Origin of the sequence: Pantoea stewartii (genome assembly GCF_011044475.1) — a bacterium.
Classification (GTDB): Bacteria; Pseudomonadota; Gammaproteobacteria; order Enterobacterales; family Enterobacteriaceae; genus Pantoea; species Pantoea stewartii.
In genome coordinates this window covers 943,651-959,198 of sequence record NZ_CP049115.1, presented here as the reverse complement: position 1 = coordinate 959,198, position 15,548 = coordinate 943,651, and the positions used below count along the sequence as shown (strand labels likewise).

At 46.7% G+C, this 15,548-nt stretch carries 15 protein-coding genes and 3 pseudogenes; all 18 read left to right on the top strand.

All coding sequences use genetic code 11. The features are described from left to right. Nucleotides 1-26: 26 nt before the first annotated feature. Complete coding sequence (gene tssB / locus G5574_RS04530) at nucleotides 27-557, top strand: type VI secretion system contractile sheath small subunit (RefSeq protein WP_033742165.1); 531 nt, start codon at nucleotides 27-29, stop codon at nucleotides 555-557. Then, on the top strand, nucleotides 557-2,056 hold the full coding sequence (tssC, locus tag G5574_RS04525) for a type VI secretion system contractile sheath large subunit (RefSeq protein WP_033742163.1): 1,500 nt from the start codon (nucleotides 557-559) through the stop codon (nucleotides 2,054-2,056). The genes tssB and tssC overlap by 1 nt, the downstream gene beginning before the upstream one ends. Nucleotides 2,057-2,595: 539 nt before the next feature. Then, nucleotides 2,596-3,078 (top strand): Hcp family type VI secretion system effector, encoded by a 483-nt coding sequence (locus G5574_RS04520; RefSeq protein WP_033742159.1) that lies wholly within the window; start codon nucleotides 2,596-2,598, stop codon nucleotides 3,076-3,078. Nucleotides 3,079-3,199: 121 nt separating this feature from the next. After that, complete coding sequence (locus G5574_RS04515; protein WP_110268301.1) at nucleotides 3,200-4,069, top strand: peptidoglycan-binding protein; 870 nt, start codon at nucleotides 3,200-3,202, stop codon at nucleotides 4,067-4,069. Nucleotides 4,070-4,081: 12 nt separating this feature from the next. Then, nucleotides 4,082-4,483, top strand: a complete 402-nt coding sequence (locus tag G5574_RS04510; protein ID WP_052133231.1) for a lysozyme inhibitor LprI family protein — start codon at nucleotides 4,082-4,084, stop codon at nucleotides 4,481-4,483. Between the two features lie 140 nt (nucleotides 4,484-4,623). Further along, a pseudogene (locus G5574_RS04505) lies at nucleotides 4,624-4,863 on the top strand (FHA domain-containing protein); the annotation flags it as partial. A gap of 454 nt (nucleotides 4,864-5,317) precedes the next feature. Then, a pseudogene (locus G5574_RS23615) lies at nucleotides 5,318-5,857 on the top strand (N-acetylmuramidase family protein). An 18-nt stretch (nucleotides 5,858-5,875) separates the two neighbouring features. Continuing rightward, the gene (locus G5574_RS04495) at nucleotides 5,876-6,427 is read left to right on the top strand and encodes a hypothetical protein (protein WP_110268302.1); all 552 of its coding nucleotides are present in this window, start codon (nucleotides 5,876-5,878) and stop codon (nucleotides 6,425-6,427) included. A gap of 512 nt (nucleotides 6,428-6,939) precedes the next feature. Next, nucleotides 6,940-7,749 (top strand): lysozyme inhibitor LprI family protein, encoded by an 810-nt coding sequence (locus tag G5574_RS04490; RefSeq protein WP_164482121.1) that lies wholly within the window; start codon nucleotides 6,940-6,942, stop codon nucleotides 7,747-7,749. Nucleotides 7,750-8,081: 332 nt separating this feature from the next. Then, entirely contained in the window at nucleotides 8,082-8,492 is a 411-nt protein-coding gene (locus G5574_RS04485; protein WP_164482120.1) for a lysozyme family protein, read from the top strand. A 12-nt stretch (nucleotides 8,493-8,504) separates the two neighbouring features. Continuing rightward, nucleotides 8,505-8,906 carry a lysozyme inhibitor LprI family protein gene (locus tag G5574_RS04480; RefSeq protein ID WP_164482119.1) on the top strand — a complete coding sequence of 134 codons (402 nt, stop codon included), beginning with the start codon at nucleotides 8,505-8,507 and terminating at the stop codon, nucleotides 8,904-8,906. Nucleotides 8,907-9,114: 208 nt separating this feature from the next. Then, a pseudogene (locus tag G5574_RS04475) lies at nucleotides 9,115-9,555 on the top strand (hypothetical protein); the annotation flags it as partial. Then, nucleotides 9,552-9,965: a hypothetical protein gene (locus tag G5574_RS04470; protein ID WP_164482118.1), complete on the top strand. Its 414-nt coding sequence runs from the start codon at nucleotides 9,552-9,554 to the stop codon at nucleotides 9,963-9,965. The pseudogene G5574_RS04475 and the gene G5574_RS04470, both read left to right, overlap by 4 nt. Before the next feature lie 520 nt (nucleotides 9,966-10,485). Further along, nucleotides 10,486-12,336: a type VI secretion system-associated FHA domain protein TagH gene (tagH, locus tag G5574_RS04465; RefSeq protein ID WP_164482117.1), complete on the top strand. Its 1,851-nt coding sequence runs from the start codon at nucleotides 10,486-10,488 to the stop codon at nucleotides 12,334-12,336. Beyond that, complete coding sequence (locus tag G5574_RS04460) at nucleotides 12,333-13,124, top strand: PP2C family protein-serine/threonine phosphatase (protein ID WP_039338221.1); 792 nt, start codon at nucleotides 12,333-12,335, stop codon at nucleotides 13,122-13,124. Before tagH ends, G5574_RS04460 begins: the two co-directional genes overlap by 4 nt. Nucleotides 13,125-13,134: 10 nt before the next feature. Continuing rightward, nucleotides 13,135-14,139, top strand: a complete 1,005-nt coding sequence (locus tag G5574_RS04455; RefSeq protein ID WP_244964668.1) for a hypothetical protein — start codon at nucleotides 13,135-13,137, stop codon at nucleotides 14,137-14,139. 16 nt (nucleotides 14,140-14,155) lie between these two features. After that, nucleotides 14,156-14,983, top strand: a complete 828-nt coding sequence (locus tag G5574_RS04450; protein WP_110268310.1) for a type VI secretion system accessory protein TagJ — start codon at nucleotides 14,156-14,158, stop codon at nucleotides 14,981-14,983. Beyond that, on the top strand, nucleotides 14,973-15,548 hold the full coding sequence (tssE, locus tag G5574_RS04445) for a type VI secretion system baseplate subunit TssE (RefSeq protein ID WP_033742150.1): 576 nt from the start codon (nucleotides 14,973-14,975) through the stop codon (nucleotides 15,546-15,548). The genes G5574_RS04450 and tssE overlap by 11 nt, the downstream gene beginning before the upstream one ends.

Genomic DNA, 15,548 nt, shown 5'->3' with positions numbered 1-15,548 from the left:
ACCGCGCATTATTTATGGAGAGAACCATGCCAACAATGAAGTCCAGTGGGCAGAAATTTATCGCCCGCAATCGCGCGCCACGCGTTCAGATTGAATATGACGTGGAAGTTTATGGTGCAGAACGAAAAATTCAGCTGCCCTTCATCATGGGCGTACTGGCCGATTTAGCCGGTAAGCCGCTGGAGCCGCAGGCCAGCGTTGACGACCGCAAATTCCTGGAAATCGACATCGATAACTTCGATGAGCGCATGAAAGCCATGAAGCCACGCGCTGCATTCCAGGTCGACAATACGCTGAACGGCGACGGCAAACTGAATATTGACCTGACTTTTGAAAGCATGGACGATTTCTCCCCGGATGCCATTGCCCGTAAAGTCGAACCACTTAACAGCCTGCTGGAAGCACGTACTCAGCTTTCAAATCTGCTGACCTATATGGATGGCAAAAATGGCGCTGAAGAGCTTATCGGCAAAATTCTTCAGGATCCGACCCTGCTGCAGGCGCTGACGCATGTGCCTAAGCAGGCGGATGCCGCAGAAGGGAAGGAGGAGCAATAATGAATCAGACTTCTCAACAACCCCAGTCACAGGGCGATGCCAGTTTTAGTCAGGACGAGTTTAGTGCCTTACTGAACAAAGAGTTTCGTCCAAAGAGTGATCAGGCGCGCGAAGCGGTAGAAAGCGCGGTGAAAACGCTGGCACAGCAGGCGCTGGAAAATACGGTGACCGTTTCCAGCGATGCTTACCGCACCATTCAGGCACTGATTGCTGAGATTGATGAAAAGCTGTCTCAGCAGGTCAATCAGATTATTCACCATGAAGAGTTTCAGAAGCTGGAAAGCGCCTGGCGCGGTCTGAGCTATCTGGTGAATAACACGGAAACCGATGAGATGCTGAAGATTCGTTTCATGAGCATCTCTAAACAGGAGCTGGGCCGCACGCTCAAGCGCTATAAAGGCGTGGGCTGGGATCAAAGTCCGCTGTTTAAGAAAATCTATGAACAGGAATACGGCCAGTTCGGTGGCGAGCCGTTCGGTTGCCTGGTCGGCGATTACTACTTCGACCACAGCCCGCAGGACGTTGAGCTGCTGGGCGAGATGGCCCGCATCGGTGCGGCCGCGCACTGCCCGTTTATCACCGGTACCGCGCCAGGCGTTATGCAGATGGAATCCTGGCAGGAGCTGGCGAATCCACGCGATCTGACCAAAATCTTCCAGAATACCGAATATGCTGCCTGGCGCAGCCTGCGCGAATCGGAAGATGCGCGTTACCTGGGCCTGGTAATGCCGCGCTTCCTGTCTCGTCTGCCTTACGGCATTCGTACCAATCCGGTTGACAGCTTCGATTTTGAAGAGCAGACCGATGGCTCGGATCACAGCAACTACAGCTGGACCAACGCGGCTTATGCGATGGCGGCCAACATCAACCGTTCATTTAAAGAGTACGGCTGGTGTACCTCCATCCGTGGCGTGGAATCAGGTGGCGCAGTGGAAAACCTGCCCTGCCATACGTTCCCCAGCGATGACGGCGGCGTGGACATGAAGTGCCCGACCGAGATCGCCATCAGCGATCGCCGTGAAGCCGAACTGGCGAAAAATGGCTTTATGCCGCTGGTCCACCGTAAAAACTCAGACTTCGCCGCGTTTATTGGCGCACAGTCGCTGCAAAAACCGGCGGAATACCATGATGCGGACGCTACCGCGAATGCCCGTCTGGCTGCCCGTCTGCCGTACCTGTTCGCCTGCTGCCGTTTCGCTCACTACCTGAAGTGCATTGTGCGCGACAAAATTGGTTCATTCCGTGAGCGTGACGATATGGAACGCTGGCTGAATGACTGGATAATGAACTATGTCGATGGTGACCCGGCTAACTCTTCACAGGAAACCAAATCACGCAAGCCACTGGCTGCGGCGGAGGTGAATGTGGAAGAGCAGGAAGACAACCCTGGCTACTATGCAGCGAAATTCTTTCTGCGCCCGCATTATCAGCTGGAAGGATTAACAGTGTCGCTGCGTCTGGTATCGAAGTTGCCTTCGCTGAAGTCGAACGAGAATTAAATTTTTTTGCAATGTAAAGCACGTCCAGGTGGCGTGCTTTTCAGACGATTAAGCATGACTTTTTTCACTTCCAAAATTCTGTTGTCTGCAAAATAAACCTTTTCTGAAAATACGGGCTCCGGTAGAAGGTCTACGGGTTTCGACCGGGCTATAAAGGTATAATTGCAGGCTGCCTAATCAGATATTTTGCTGTTCCAGGTCGGCCAGATAAATAATTAGCTTAACTGTTCTGTTATCGCTGTGAGAATGGATAGGGGTTAAGTCATCAGCCTGCAACAGAATGAACGACATAATTAAATTTAGCGTATATACGACGGACGCCTTGTGTGCGTCAGCATTCATTTGACATACCGATACGGCAAAAAAATCTCCTGCTGTTGCAGTTTATTGTAGTGGGATCCTTCGGGAAGCCTGTAGCACTCCCGAAGTCGAGGCAAAAGTAAAATATGGACTGTTTTATTCAGCCCCATGCTTTTCTCTTTGCCATATAGATGCTTTTTCGAAAGCGACAACTTTTTCCATAACGAAGAGTAAATATTATGGCTATTGATATGTATTTGAAGGTAGACGGCATTACGGGTGAATCTAAAGATTCTAACCATACCGGCTGGATTGATATTACCTCTTTCTCTTGGGGCGCTAATCAGCCGGGTAATATGAGCGTGGGCGGCGGTGGCGGTGCTGGTAAAGTTAACTTCAACGACCTGCACATTAATGCCAAAATCGACAAAGCGGTAACTGCACTGCTGAAAAACTGTGCCAGCGGTAAGCACGTTTCTAAAGTTGAAGTGTCAGTTTGTAAAGCGGGCGGCACGCAAATCGAATACACCCGAATCACCCTGGAAGATGTGCTGGTAACCAACGTTCAGTTCGTGGGTTCAGAGCACGATGACACCCTGGGCGTAACTTATGCATTCCAGGCTGCGAAAGTGAAACAGCAGTACTGGGAGCAGAGCTCTTCTGGTGGTAAAGGTGCAGAAACCAGCGCGGGCTGGAACATCAAAGAGAATAAAGAAGCGTAAGAAAAAACGCCTCCTTATCGGGAGGCGTTTCTCGCTAAGTGGTTTTTTCTTTTTATGCGTTAGGCTCCCAGCCAATTTACAAGGATTTCTCTGGATCAGATTCATTGGGTGGAGATAGTAAATGAGTATTACAGGGTCAGTTGGTATAGGTGGCCGTAATAATTACGGCGATGTAAAAACGGTACAACGGCTTTTACAAAATAATGGTTTTCCCCAGCTTCGTGATGACGGCAGAATTGGGCCAAAAACTATCGAAGCTATCAAAAGTTACCAATCACGTTTCATGTCACGGCCAGATGGTTTGGTTGATGTTCATGGTCGGACCTGGAATAAATTATCTAATTCTGAAAAAACTAACCGAACGCAGCCCACACCAGAAGAAAATCGCCATCTCAATTCAGGTCGCTTAACTGTAAATGCAGGGCAAATAACTTTTGATGCAGAAGGTAATGATTGGCCTAACAGCCCAGGATTTAGTCGTCATATCCATTGGCCTAAAGGGGCTTCTGGCGTAACAATCGGACGTGGTTATGATATGGGTGGGCGTTCTGGTGAGACGGTGAAAATAGACTTGATCCAGGCTGGTGTTCCGCAGGAACAAGCTATTCTTCTGGCAAGAGGCGCTCGATTATCACCTTCACAGTCAGACAAGTTCGTAAAAGAACACCGTAATGAGTGTGGTATTATTACTCGTGAGGCTCAAGCTAAATTATTTGAAATGATATACCCTAAATATCTGGTTAGAGGGCAATCAATTTATCTTAGTAAAACTTCTGGCTTCCCAGAAAGAACCCCTTGGGAAAACCTTAAACCTCCTATAAAAGATATAGCTGTAGACTTTGTATATCAAGGGCTGGGTTTTGAAAGAACCATGAAAGCCTGCATGTACAACGATATCGATAAGTTAATAGATTTTATTGAAAATAATGCCCAAGTAAAAAGTTATGAGGGTGGACGCCAACGAGCAAATTATCTGAGAAAACATAAATAGGCGGGAGTTTTTATGTGCAAGCAATATATTTATAGTTTGGCTTTTGTTTTTTTTATATTTGGTCATTCAGCTTATGCGATGGATGATTGCTCTAAGGAAACAAGTGATCCTGCAGTGTTTACTTGTGCTGAAAAAAACAAAAACACTGCAGAGCAAAAGTTAAATAATGAGTACTCGGCGGCAAAGAAACGCATCGATAAAGTCTTTCAAAACGAAGCGGAAGTCAAAAAAGAATATTTGAATATATTTCTTGAGTCACAGCGAAGCTGGCTAAAATATCGCGATGGGCAGTGTAAGTTATTTGCGCATGTTGCCGATAAAAACAGTAATCCTTATACGGTATTTACGAATAATTGTATTGCAGAACTTGATGAGGCAAGAACTAAACAGTTGGAACAGATCCCATACGATTGATTTTTTTAATATGCACCTATTGTAATCCAGGTGCATATTATATTGTAACGCTTTAGTAACTCTATCTATTTTTATATCCCGCCTTTCTCCCCGAGAGACGCGCGATATAGATGTCGAAAAGCTAACCGCAGGAATCCGTGATGCGCTTTACGATAATAACCGCTAAACCCGGCCATCAACCGCCGCAAACCAGTTTTGATTTTCTTCCTCCCGGCGGCACAATTGGTCGTGGCGTGGATAACAATCTGGTACTGCCCGACGACGATCGCACGATTTCCCACCTGCAGGCGATTGTGCATATCACTGCTGAAGGTGAATGCCGCCTGACGAATAGCGGTAACGTGACGCGTGTGCTGTTAAACGATATCCCACTGGAGCAGAGCTCTTCTGGTAAAGGTGCAGAAACCAGCGCGGGCTGGAACATCAAAGAGAATAAAGAAGCTTAATAAGATGGGCCTCCATCAGGAGGCGCCCTTTACACTAATCTGTTAAAGCTGAGTCGAGAGGGATTTGACGTGACTACAATACAGATAAGCCAGTGCGTTGGTTTAAGACAACCTAATAAATCACGTGATGTTAAAACCGTTTAATCATTATTAAATTCCAATAAGTCTGTTACATCTCCTGGTAGTGAATTAAAAGTTGATGGTTTTTTGGGACCAAAAACTATTGATAAAATAAAAATACTCAAGGAAAAGATTGTGGGTCTTCGCAACCCGGACGGTATTGTTTCACCCCGGGGGCCTACAATGCGTAGGTTACATGGAAATATTACGCCGGTCAGCAATATAAAAATTAAGCCTCGATACTACAGCCTCTGCTGTTACTGATGAAATGTATGTTAGTATGGCGAAAGCATTAAATTGCGAACCAGCAGCAATAAAAGCAGTTGTGATGTCGGAAACCAAGCAAAGTCCATTCGATTCATCAGGTCGGCCGACAATTCTATATGAAAGGCACTATTTCAGTAGATTAACAAATCACAAATATGATGCAACTCATCCTGAAATATCAGGAAAGCCATACAATCATTATGGTAAATTTAGTGAACAATACGACAAATTAAACAAAGCAATAGCACTTGATCGTGCAGCAGCGCTCCAGTCAGCTTACTGGGGAGCATTTCAAATTATGGGTAGTAATTATGTCACTTCGGGTTACGAAAATATCGAAGAGTTTGTCAAAGGAATGAATACTATTCCGGGGCAGGTATACGCTTTTGTTAATCATGTTTCTCATACGCCGACTCTTTTGAATGCAATCCGAACGAAGAACTGATCAAGTTTTGCCAGATACAACAATGGTAGTGATTATAAAAAGAATAATTATGATGTTCATTTATCAAGAAATTATGACAGAGCCATGCATAATTAATTCAGGATTTTATATAATATGAAAATCTTCAATCTGGTATTGTCTTTACTTGTTATTAGCCCTATAGCGAATGCTTCCATAACTCTTTCTAAACCTCATTCAAATGATTATGAAAAGACTATTATTCAGGAAGCTCAGCATGAAGGTCTTGAGCGAGTTGAATTAGATAAAAATCAAACTTTCGATTTAATCAAAAATGGCAAAGTATTAGGTACTCTTGTACAAGGAAAAGGATGGGTAAGAGAAGTTCAGCCTGTATGTTTTATTGCCTGGACAAAGGATAGTAAAAAATCTGATCAGTTTATCCAAACAATCGGTCAAGGGGATTGGGAAACAGTAGGTTGCCATAAAGTTGATTCAGTTGGCCTTATTTCAAAAAAAGACGATCCTGCTACGAAAGTTGCGGTTATTTATACCACTGAAGCCCCTGATCACTATGCAAATGATTATTACATTTTGGGATTAAAAAGTGGTGATAACAGCATCTATTACGATCAGAGTGTTACTGAAAAGTTTCAAAATTCATATATAAAAAATCTCTCTGAACTGCGTAAGGCTTATCAAAAGTAATTTTAATTAAACCTCTTTAGCAAACCAATCAAGGTTATATGTTAATTTTAATTAAAGGGGTTTGCATATGAGATGTATGATTAAACTCCTTTGTACTATTAGTTGAAATTGATGAATTTTCCGCTATAGAAAATTTCTGCAACGATAGCAACGAGCAGTAAGTATACGCTTGTACAGAAAGAATCATTAATAAGACGAGAGGCAATTTAACAAAGAATGCCAGGCAATAAAATTAAGGATCAATGATTTTATTATAGCCCTTTCAAAAGCTAAGATAAGTCTCTGCAGCTTTTTACTGAATCACAGCGTCCATGGCTTAAATACCGCCATGAAGGATTGCGCGTTCGCCTCACTGACGGCGGATAAGAACTCTGCCGCGAGCATGGCATACAAAACACCTGTGAAGCAAGTCTGGACAAACAAATCATTAATAAGTTGAGAAGAATCCCTTACAGTTAATGTTGTATTTTGAAATATTTTCTTTTACTTTATCCCACTTTCAGGTGTCCATCATGCAGAGAACCGGTTATTTGTTACTTTTTATCGCGTCGTTGGTCATGTCCTTAAAGTGTTTTTCTGAACAGGAATATTCTTTAAATCTTAATGGTAAGTGGAAAGTTGAACATGTATATGTTGACGAGGATGTTGCCTCTGCGAAGCTGATAACGCTAATTCCTGATGATCCGAATCTAAAAGGACGTATATTTGAATTCACGTCGGATAAAATAAAGACGTCTATACAGCCAGATAGTGGCTGCGAGTTCCCAGATTATCATTCTATGAATGTGACAATATTAAATCATTTGATGAGCAGTACGACAGAAGGGGTGCAATACGACCCTGCTAAAAGCTATTCTCTGCCGGTCAAAGGAACGCTGAATATACATCCTTATAGTATTCATTGTCAGAATGGGAAGATCAGTCCTTCAGATGAGCATATTGAACACTGGCTTGTGAAACTTGATGTTAATTTGGTATTACTGAACTGGGATAACCAGTCTTATATATTACTAAAAAAGTTATCAGATAATGCCAGATTTTCACCTTCGTTCGCGTGCGAAAGGGCAACGAATGATAGTGAAAAAACGATTTGCCATGATCCAGATTTGTCTTCCTGGGATGTGAGTGTCGCCGAGGCATATAATATTGTATTAAAGCAAATTACAAATACAGGTTTAGATGCCAAGATACGTTTAGCTCAGTTCCATCAAAACCAAAAGCACTGGCTTGACGCCAGAAATGCGTGTTCTGCTAATTCTACCTGTATAAAGAAAAAAATGCAGGCTCGTGTTGCCGAACTTATTGAGCTTGCGAAGTCATAAATAAATGCCTTTTTAAACAAGCACGTTTCATGTCACGGTCAGATGGTTTGGTTAATGTTCATTGAAAAAATGGAGTGTACTCTCTCGCTCAGGTAACAATACCAGTAAAGTTTTACCTCTTGGGAAAGTCGATGATCCAAATGTTAATTCTGGCCGTCTTACCGTTAATGCGGGACAAATTACATTTGATGCCGAAGGTAATGACAACATTCATAGTCCTTATTTCAGTAGGCATATACATTGGCCAGGATATAACTCAGGGGTAACCATCGGAAGATGGTTACGAAATGGGCGGAAGAAGTTCAGGTTAAATTTATTCTGATCTTTTGACGGTGGGGGTTGAGCAAGCGCAGGCAGGGCGTCTTTCTTTAGGCTCTACAAAAAAAGGAAGTGCGGCACATGCCTGGGTTAAAAAATACAGGGATGAATGCGGCATCATATCACGTGAGTCGCAGGCAAGGCTCTTTGAGATTATTTACCCAATCTATGTAAGTCGTGGTAAATCTTCTTATCTATCTAAAACTGCCAGTCATCATGAAAGAACGGATTGGGATAAGCTGAAGCCCGCAATCAAAGATATTATTGTGGATTTAATTTATCAAGGTGCAGATTCGAAGATAAATATGCAGGCGGCTATGCATAATGATATCAATAAATTGACAGATTTTATTGATAGCTCAGCATATCTCCAAAAGTTTGAAAAGGGTCGTCATCGTGCTCGTTATCTCAGAAGTAGACGATAGATAAGAGGTTACATGAAAAAGATATTGCTTTCTACTTTGCTCATAGTTGGTATGCAAGTGCTTAATCCGGTTTATGCTTTAAGTGATTGCTCACAAGGAAATAATGATCAAGAAGTTTACTCCTGTGCAGAAAAGAATAAATCTGAAACAGAAGTGATGTTGAATAAGGAATATAAAGCGGCTAAATCAAGGGTTCAGGAGCTTTATAAAGGCAATGATGAGGAGCTTAATAAGTACATAAGCACGTTAACTGAAGCACAACGGGCATGGTTAAAGTACAGAGAAAATGATTGTGAACTTGCCTCTTTTGCAGCGGATAAAGGTAGTGATGCAAGTCTTTCTTATATCAATATCTGCCTGTATGAGCACAATGAACAAAGAATTAAAAAGTTAAAGATGATACCTTATCGTTAATTAAATTATAATAATCAATTCCTCTGGGGTGCATTTTTATTTTCAGCTGTCGTCAACTGAATATAGCATAGGATAAGTGATGTCTTTTAAAAGATTTGACCTTATTAATGCTTAAAAATAGATCGTAAATGTATGCACCTCTTTTTGGCAAGGCAAGGTTGGATGTTTTAGCTCGTATTAAAAATTTTACAGAGGCACCCTTGCAGTTCATGCTTTAAATCTTTCAAGTTCATCAATAGTCCATGAGTGGCAAACGGCAGGTGTAGGTGCTATTCGAGGATACTCAACTTACGTTGATGCAGCAGCTAAGGCCGCAAGATTCATGAAGTATGGAGGTTGGGTTGCTATCGGTTTCAGTGCATTGAACACAACTAATGATGTCTATAAAGGATGCACAGTTGATCGCGAGAATGAGTGTACAAAAGTTGCTGTAAAAGAATATTCGAAGTTTGCAGGAAGTACAGTGGCTGGTTTTTATGGTGGGGCGTTGTCAGCTTCACTTGCCACAGGCGCATGCGTTGCGTTGGGAGTGGCAACTGGCGGAGTGGGTGCCTTGGCTTGTGGTATAGTTGGTGGTGCCGCAGGTGGATATGGTTTTGGTGAAGCCGGTGGAAAAGCCGTGGACTTTATCATGGATAAGATCTTATGACATTATATGATATCACCATGTATACGATTATTTTTTTATTTTTCCTTATTGGTTTTTTGCATATTTATGCCTCTTTTCTTTTTAAGAAAAACAGTGAAAAATACGCTAAGATAATTCGTGACTTTAATAATGCAGGTCTCCAGCTTGATACTACTACTAAATTTTCAAGTAACTTGGGGTTTTATGCAAATTATCAAAAGATTTCATATTTATATCGCCTTCAAAAAGGTGTGAAAATGAAATTCAGACAAAATGAAGAAGTAAGGGAGGAAGCTTATAATTTTATTCAGTCGCAACCAAAAAATATGACAGCGTGGATCGCTGATTTAGTTGTTTTTTATAAAGTTATATTTGCCCTGACTGCGGTTTTTGGTTTTCTTTTGTTCTTCTTTGTTTACATGCTCAATTAGTTTGCAGAATAATTAAAGTGAGAAAATAAATCTCGAGCTGGTAATGATGTTTTTTTAGGTGTTTACGTTTTGCGGGCTTTACACTTTCACCTTTTAGGTCATTCCCGGATGATAGCGTTCTACTTCCGAAAATTAAAATTCATAACTTGGGTTAACAAGTATGTTGATATTAACCATAGTCAAACATTCCATCTTAACGACAGTAAAGAAGTTGAAGCGCTTATTCAGGAAAGCGCCTGAGTTAATACGACGTAATCTGTTTGTTTCATCGCTTGGTCTGAAAATGGAAAAGTTATAGACCATTTTATTGAGAAAATAGGCCCGGGTAAATGACTGTAGGCTGCCATTAGTAATAATGAGCAAGAAGCCTGCACATGTTTTAATGATGAAATGAACGTTACTGAGTTATCATTTAAACAATGAAGACCAGGCAGCACAATCCACTAAGCCTCTATATCCCGCCTTTCTCCCCGAGAGACGCGCGATATAGATGTCGAACAGCTAACCGCAGGAATCCGTGATGCGCTTTACGATAATAACCGCTAAACCCGGCCATCAACCGCCGCAAACCAGTTTTGATTTTCTTCCTCCCGGCGGCACAATTGGTCGTGGAGTGGATAACAATCTGGTACTGCCCGACGACGATCGCACGATTTCCCGCCTGCAGGCGATTGTGCATATCACTGCTGAAGGTGAATGCCGCCTGACGAATCGCGGTAACGTGACGCGCGTGCTGTTAAACGATATCCCACTGGAGCGGGGACGCCAGGTGGAATTGCAGGATGGCGACGTGCTGGGTATTGATGACTACCGCCTGCTGGTTAACGATCTTAATGGTGAACAGCAACCCCAGCCGTCGCCTGTGGTGACGGCTGCACCAGCCAAAGCGCCGGTCATGAACGATGCGCCACCGGTCGCTGCACCAGTCACTGCCACAGCAAGCACGGCGGCCATTCCGAGTGAAATCTGGGACAGCCTGGCAAAAGAGTTTTCCATTTCGGATGATTTGTCGAAGCGTAAAACGCCGGCCCCCGATATGCCAGATGCCAATCCGTTAACTTCGACGGCGGCGAACCGTAATCCGGAAGATCCGCTGGCACAGTTAATCAGCGATAAGCCGCTGGATATCGGGCAACAGCCTAAAACCAGCAGTCTGTTTGATGAAGGCGATGCGCTCTTTGCACAGGAAAGCATCTTTGATGATCGTACGCCGAGCACCTTATCAGCCCAGCAAAATGCTCAGGGACAGCCGAAAGTCGAGGCGCCATCGGGCGATCTGGATCCCCTGAATCTGTTTGGCAGTCAGAATACGTCCGACCCACGTCATCATGACGATCCCCTTGGATTAATGATGAGCGGCGCGGTACCGCTGGCGCAACCTGAGGTGCCGGTTACACAACCTGAAGCACGGCCAGCCCCGCAGAAACCGGCCCCGCAAACGCCTGAGCCTGCTCCCGAACCGCGTGACAGCGCGCCGGTTGAGCTGGCCGAGTTAAGCAGCTCACCGCTGTTTGATCACACTGAAACGCAGCCCACTCACGATCCCGTATTCGAAACCGAGCCGGAGCCTGCGCAGCCTGAAGGGGCGCAGAGTCCAATTGATTACGGTGGCATTACGTTACCGACGCCGCAGGCGGTTCAGCGTGCGCCTTCGCCGACGCCAAAAGGACGACTGCGTATTGATCCGGTTGCCTCGCACAACAATAACGGTGGGGCAGAGCAGACGACAGGAAACAGCAGTAGCGGTGATGCGTTGAAAGGTGAATTGCTGGATGCGTTGCTCGAAGGCATGGGTCTGCAGGATCTGCAACCAACCCCGCAATTCGACCGTGAGCAGATGCGGCAATTTGGCCAGATGCTGAGCATGTTTTCACAGGGAACGGTCGCGCTGCTCTCGTCGCGCTCAATTTTGAAACGCGGCGTGAAGGCGGATATGACGGTTATTCTCGACGACGCGAATAACCCGTTTAAACTGTTGCCCTCGGGCAAGACCGTGCTGATGCAGATGTTTGGAAGCCGCATGCCAGGCTTTATGCCACCACGTCAGGCGGTACGCGATGCGCTGATTGATTTGCAGGCCCACCAGTTGGGTATGATTGCCGGTATTCGTGCGATTATCGCCTCCATGCTGCAATCGTTTAATCCCGACCAGCTGGAAGAAGAGGCGCGTCAGAACGGATCAATCTCACGCATTGGTCTGCTCGGTAATCGCAAAGCCGCGCTGTGGGAACATTTTGTTCAGCGCTATGGCGAAACCGCCGGTGAAATCGAAGATGACTTCCATACCTTGTTTGGCGAAGCCTTCTTGCACGCGTACGACATGGAAGTAAATCAGTATAAAGACTCACAAACCCACACGGATGACGCATGAATATCTCTACTGCTTCCACGTCGAATCAGGGCGACCGCGCCACCAATCAGGATCAAACCGGTGAGCGCATCGGTGAACGTTCGGCCTGCTTTGTGGTGTGCGATGGTGTGGCAGGGTTTCCTGGCGGTGATGTGGCAGCGAAAATTGCGCGCAGCAGCCTGATGGAAGCCTTCGATGGCAATGCGCACCTGGATGCGCAAACTATCCGCGATTACGTCAATTATGCCAACGACGCAATCCGGCAACAGCAAAAAGCCAACAGTCAGCACAGTCGCATGGGCACCACGCTGGTGAGTTTGTTTATCGACAGAGACTATGAGCTGGCTTACTGGGCCCACGCAGGCGACAGCCGCCTGTATCTGTTTCGCCGAGGCTATCTCTATCATGTCACCACCGATCACAGCCTGGTGCAGCAAATGAAAGATGCCGGTCATCAGACCGAAGGCATCAACAGTAACCTGCTTTATTTCGCCCTCGGCATGGGCGATGAACAGCGTGATGCCAGCTATAGCGACGTGGTGCCTATTGAAGACGGCGACGCCTTTCTGCTGTGCACGGACGGCTTCTGGCATGGCGTCACGCTGGAACAAATGCAGCAATCGTTGCATATGGTGAACACGCCAGAAGAGTGGCTGACCCTGATGCAACAAATTATCAAAAACAGCCAACCGCAGGGTGGTCAGCAGGACAACTTCAGCGCCATGGCTGTCTGGGTAGGTTCCCCGGAAGACACCACTTTATTGCACTCGCTGTCAGATGCGGCGCAGTTTTTCCCTCTTCGAGATTGAGAACGCCAACATGAAATATGGATTAGTGGGCCTGGCTGCAATGCTGTTGAGTACCCATGCCTTTGCTGAGAACTATCGCATTGTGCAGTCGCCAACTCAGAAACTGGATGTCTGGATTGATGATGTTAAAGATAACCAGCTCGCAAGCTGGTGTAAGAGCACGGTGAACCTGCGCATTGTGACGCACGGGGATAAAGATCCTTCAGTATTAAATGATTTTCTGCCGCGTGTCGCCGGATTAATGGGCTCGCAATGTAAGCCGCTGCAACAACTGCACTGGACATTAACCGATACCGAAGGTGCCCAACTGGGTAACGGCAGTGCGGCAAAAGCGCAGCAGTGGAAAGTGGTTATCACACCGCCGGCAACCTCCCAACCTGCTTCAGTTGCCACTGCACAGCAGCAGGCACCGGTGACGCAGACGCAACCCGCCGCGCCGGTCGTGCTGAATTCTCCACCCGCCGATACCACGCCATGGCTGCAGTTCAGTTTGCTGGATGGCTGTCATTTCCGGACCTGGTGGCATCAGCCCGCGCAGTCAAGTGCCGTCTTCGTGCCCGCTAAGCAGGGCGTGACCTGTGGCAAAGATGGCTGGCTGAGCGGTCACAGTACCTTAACGGAAGTGGGAAAGGGCCAGAGCAAACCCGTCTCTGTCAGCTTCTTACAGGGTTTCCCGGTGGCGGGCCTGAGCGACAAACAACAGCTTGATGAGCTGACGATTACCACGGTCAACAGCGAGCGCATGGTGCTGAGTGATGAAAAATCGCCAGACAGCTGGCTGGTGCTGCCGTTCAGCCCACAATTCAACGGCTGGCAGGCGGTGAATCAGGTCGTTGTGGCGATGCCTGCCAGCGAAGCCGCAGATGAAAATGCCCTGCGGGCGCGCCTGCAGGAAGTGCGGAAAACCTGGTCACCCTGGCTGAGCAGCCCTGCCTCAATCAAAGTGCAGTTGGTGGAAAAACTCCATCCGGAACTGAAAGATCCGGCCGCCGCCGTCTACCGCACCATCAACTAAGGCATAAGGAGTTTGAATGGATTCTTTACAACAGCGTCTGGCTAACGCCTCTCTGGCAGAAAACCTGGCCAGCATTACCGCGCAAATCCAGGCAAACCCTGCGGATGCCGATTTACGGGCTGCCTTCGTCCAGCTGTTGTGCCTTGCCGGTAACTGGAAGCGGGCACAGACACAACTGAAATCCTGGCTGGCGATGCTGCCGCAGGCGCAGCCCACCGTTACCTTGCTGCAACAGGCAATTGCGGGCGAAGTATTACGTGAGGCTGTCCTGCGCGGCGAGGCCGATCCCCAATTGCCTGGCAGTGCCTGGCCCTGGTGCAATCTGATGCTGGCCGCGTTGAAAGCCGATATCGCCGGGGATAGCGTAGCAGGGGCGACACTGCGTGCTCAGGCGCTGGACAGCGCAGAAGCGAGTGCCGGTCGTGCCGTTGCGCAGGAGGGCGAAAGCCCGTTCGCCTGGCTGATGGACGGCGACAGTCGCTTCGGACCGATCTGTGAAGCGATTGCTAATGGTCGCTATTACTGGATCCCGTTTGCGGCGATCGCGGAAATGGAATTCCAGGCACCAGCAAGCGTGACGGATCTGGTCTGGCGTCATACGCGTTTGCAACTGGTGGATGGCAGTGAGCAAATCTGTCAGATCCCGGTTCGTTATCCTCTTCAGGAAGGCGCGGACGAACGCTTCCTGCGTGCCAGCATCACAGAATGGCAGGCACTGGACGGTGACGAAGGGCAGTTCATTGGGCACGGACAAAAAATGTGGCTCAGTGACGAGGCAGACTTTCCCTTACTGACGCTGCAACAGATGATTTTCAACGAAACTGAGTTACCTCATGAGTCGTAACGACAATTCATCCGGTGACGGCTATTCACAGCTGCATGGCGGCTATCGTTCGCGTAAAAATCGCGACACGCTGACCGCGCGCGATAAGCTTCAGTCATCGCTGCTGGACAGACTGACGGATGATGCACCCGAGAAAGCGACAGAATCGGGCAACAGTTCGGTGATTACCCACAGCACGCTGCGACGCAATGTACTGCGCGATCTTCAGTGGCTGTTCAACACCATTAACAATGAAGCACAGCACGATCTTAGCGGGTTGAATGAGGTGCAGCGCTCTGTGCTGAACTTTGGCGTCGCGCCGCTGGCCGGACAGAATATTTCTGACATTGAGTGGCAGGATATGCAGCGGAAAATGACCGATGCCATCCTGCATTTCGAACCGCGTATTATACCGCAGGGCCTGCAGGTGCGCTGCGTCAGCGATCTGACCTCTCTCAGCCTGCACAACGTTTTGTCGATCGAGATAAAAGGCCGGTTATGGTGCGTACCTTACCCGCTGGAGTTTCTGTTCCGCACTCAGGTGGATTTAGAGAGCGGCCATTTTGAACTACAGGATGCAGGTTAA

Bases quoted from the DNA above. Each gene is read 5' to 3' on its own strand.
- tssB (WP_033742165.1), top strand. From the start codon at position 27: ATGCCAACAATGAAGTCCAGTGGGCAGAAATTTATCGCCCGCAATCGC.
- tssC (WP_033742163.1), top strand. From the start codon at position 557: ATGAATCAGACTTCTCAACAACCCCAGTCACAGGGCGATGCCAGTTTT.
- G5574_RS04520 (WP_033742159.1), top strand. From the start codon at position 2,596: ATGGCTATTGATATGTATTTGAAGGTAGACGGCATTACGGGTGAATCT.
- G5574_RS04515 (WP_110268301.1), top strand. From the start codon at position 3,200: ATGAGTATTACAGGGTCAGTTGGTATAGGTGGCCGTAATAATTACGGC.
- G5574_RS04510 (WP_052133231.1), top strand. From the start codon at position 4,082: ATGTGCAAGCAATATATTTATAGTTTGGCTTTTGTTTTTTTTATATTT.
- G5574_RS04495 (WP_110268302.1), top strand. From the start codon at position 5,876: ATGAAAATCTTCAATCTGGTATTGTCTTTACTTGTTATTAGCCCTATA.
- G5574_RS04490 (WP_164482121.1), top strand. From the start codon at position 6,940: ATGCAGAGAACCGGTTATTTGTTACTTTTTATCGCGTCGTTGGTCATG.
- G5574_RS04480 (WP_164482119.1), top strand. From the start codon at position 8,505: ATGAAAAAGATATTGCTTTCTACTTTGCTCATAGTTGGTATGCAAGTG.
- G5574_RS04470 (WP_164482118.1), top strand. From the start codon at position 9,552: ATGACATTATATGATATCACCATGTATACGATTATTTTTTTATTTTTC.
- tagH (WP_164482117.1), top strand. From the start codon at position 10,486: ATGCGCTTTACGATAATAACCGCTAAACCCGGCCATCAACCGCCGCAA.
- G5574_RS04460 (WP_039338221.1), top strand. From the start codon at position 12,333: ATGAATATCTCTACTGCTTCCACGTCGAATCAGGGCGACCGCGCCACC.
- G5574_RS04455 (WP_244964668.1), top strand. From the start codon at position 13,135: ATGAAATATGGATTAGTGGGCCTGGCTGCAATGCTGTTGAGTACCCAT.
- G5574_RS04450 (WP_110268310.1), top strand. From the start codon at position 14,156: ATGGATTCTTTACAACAGCGTCTGGCTAACGCCTCTCTGGCAGAAAAC.
- tssE (WP_033742150.1), top strand. From the start codon at position 14,973: ATGAGTCGTAACGACAATTCATCCGGTGACGGCTATTCACAGCTGCAT.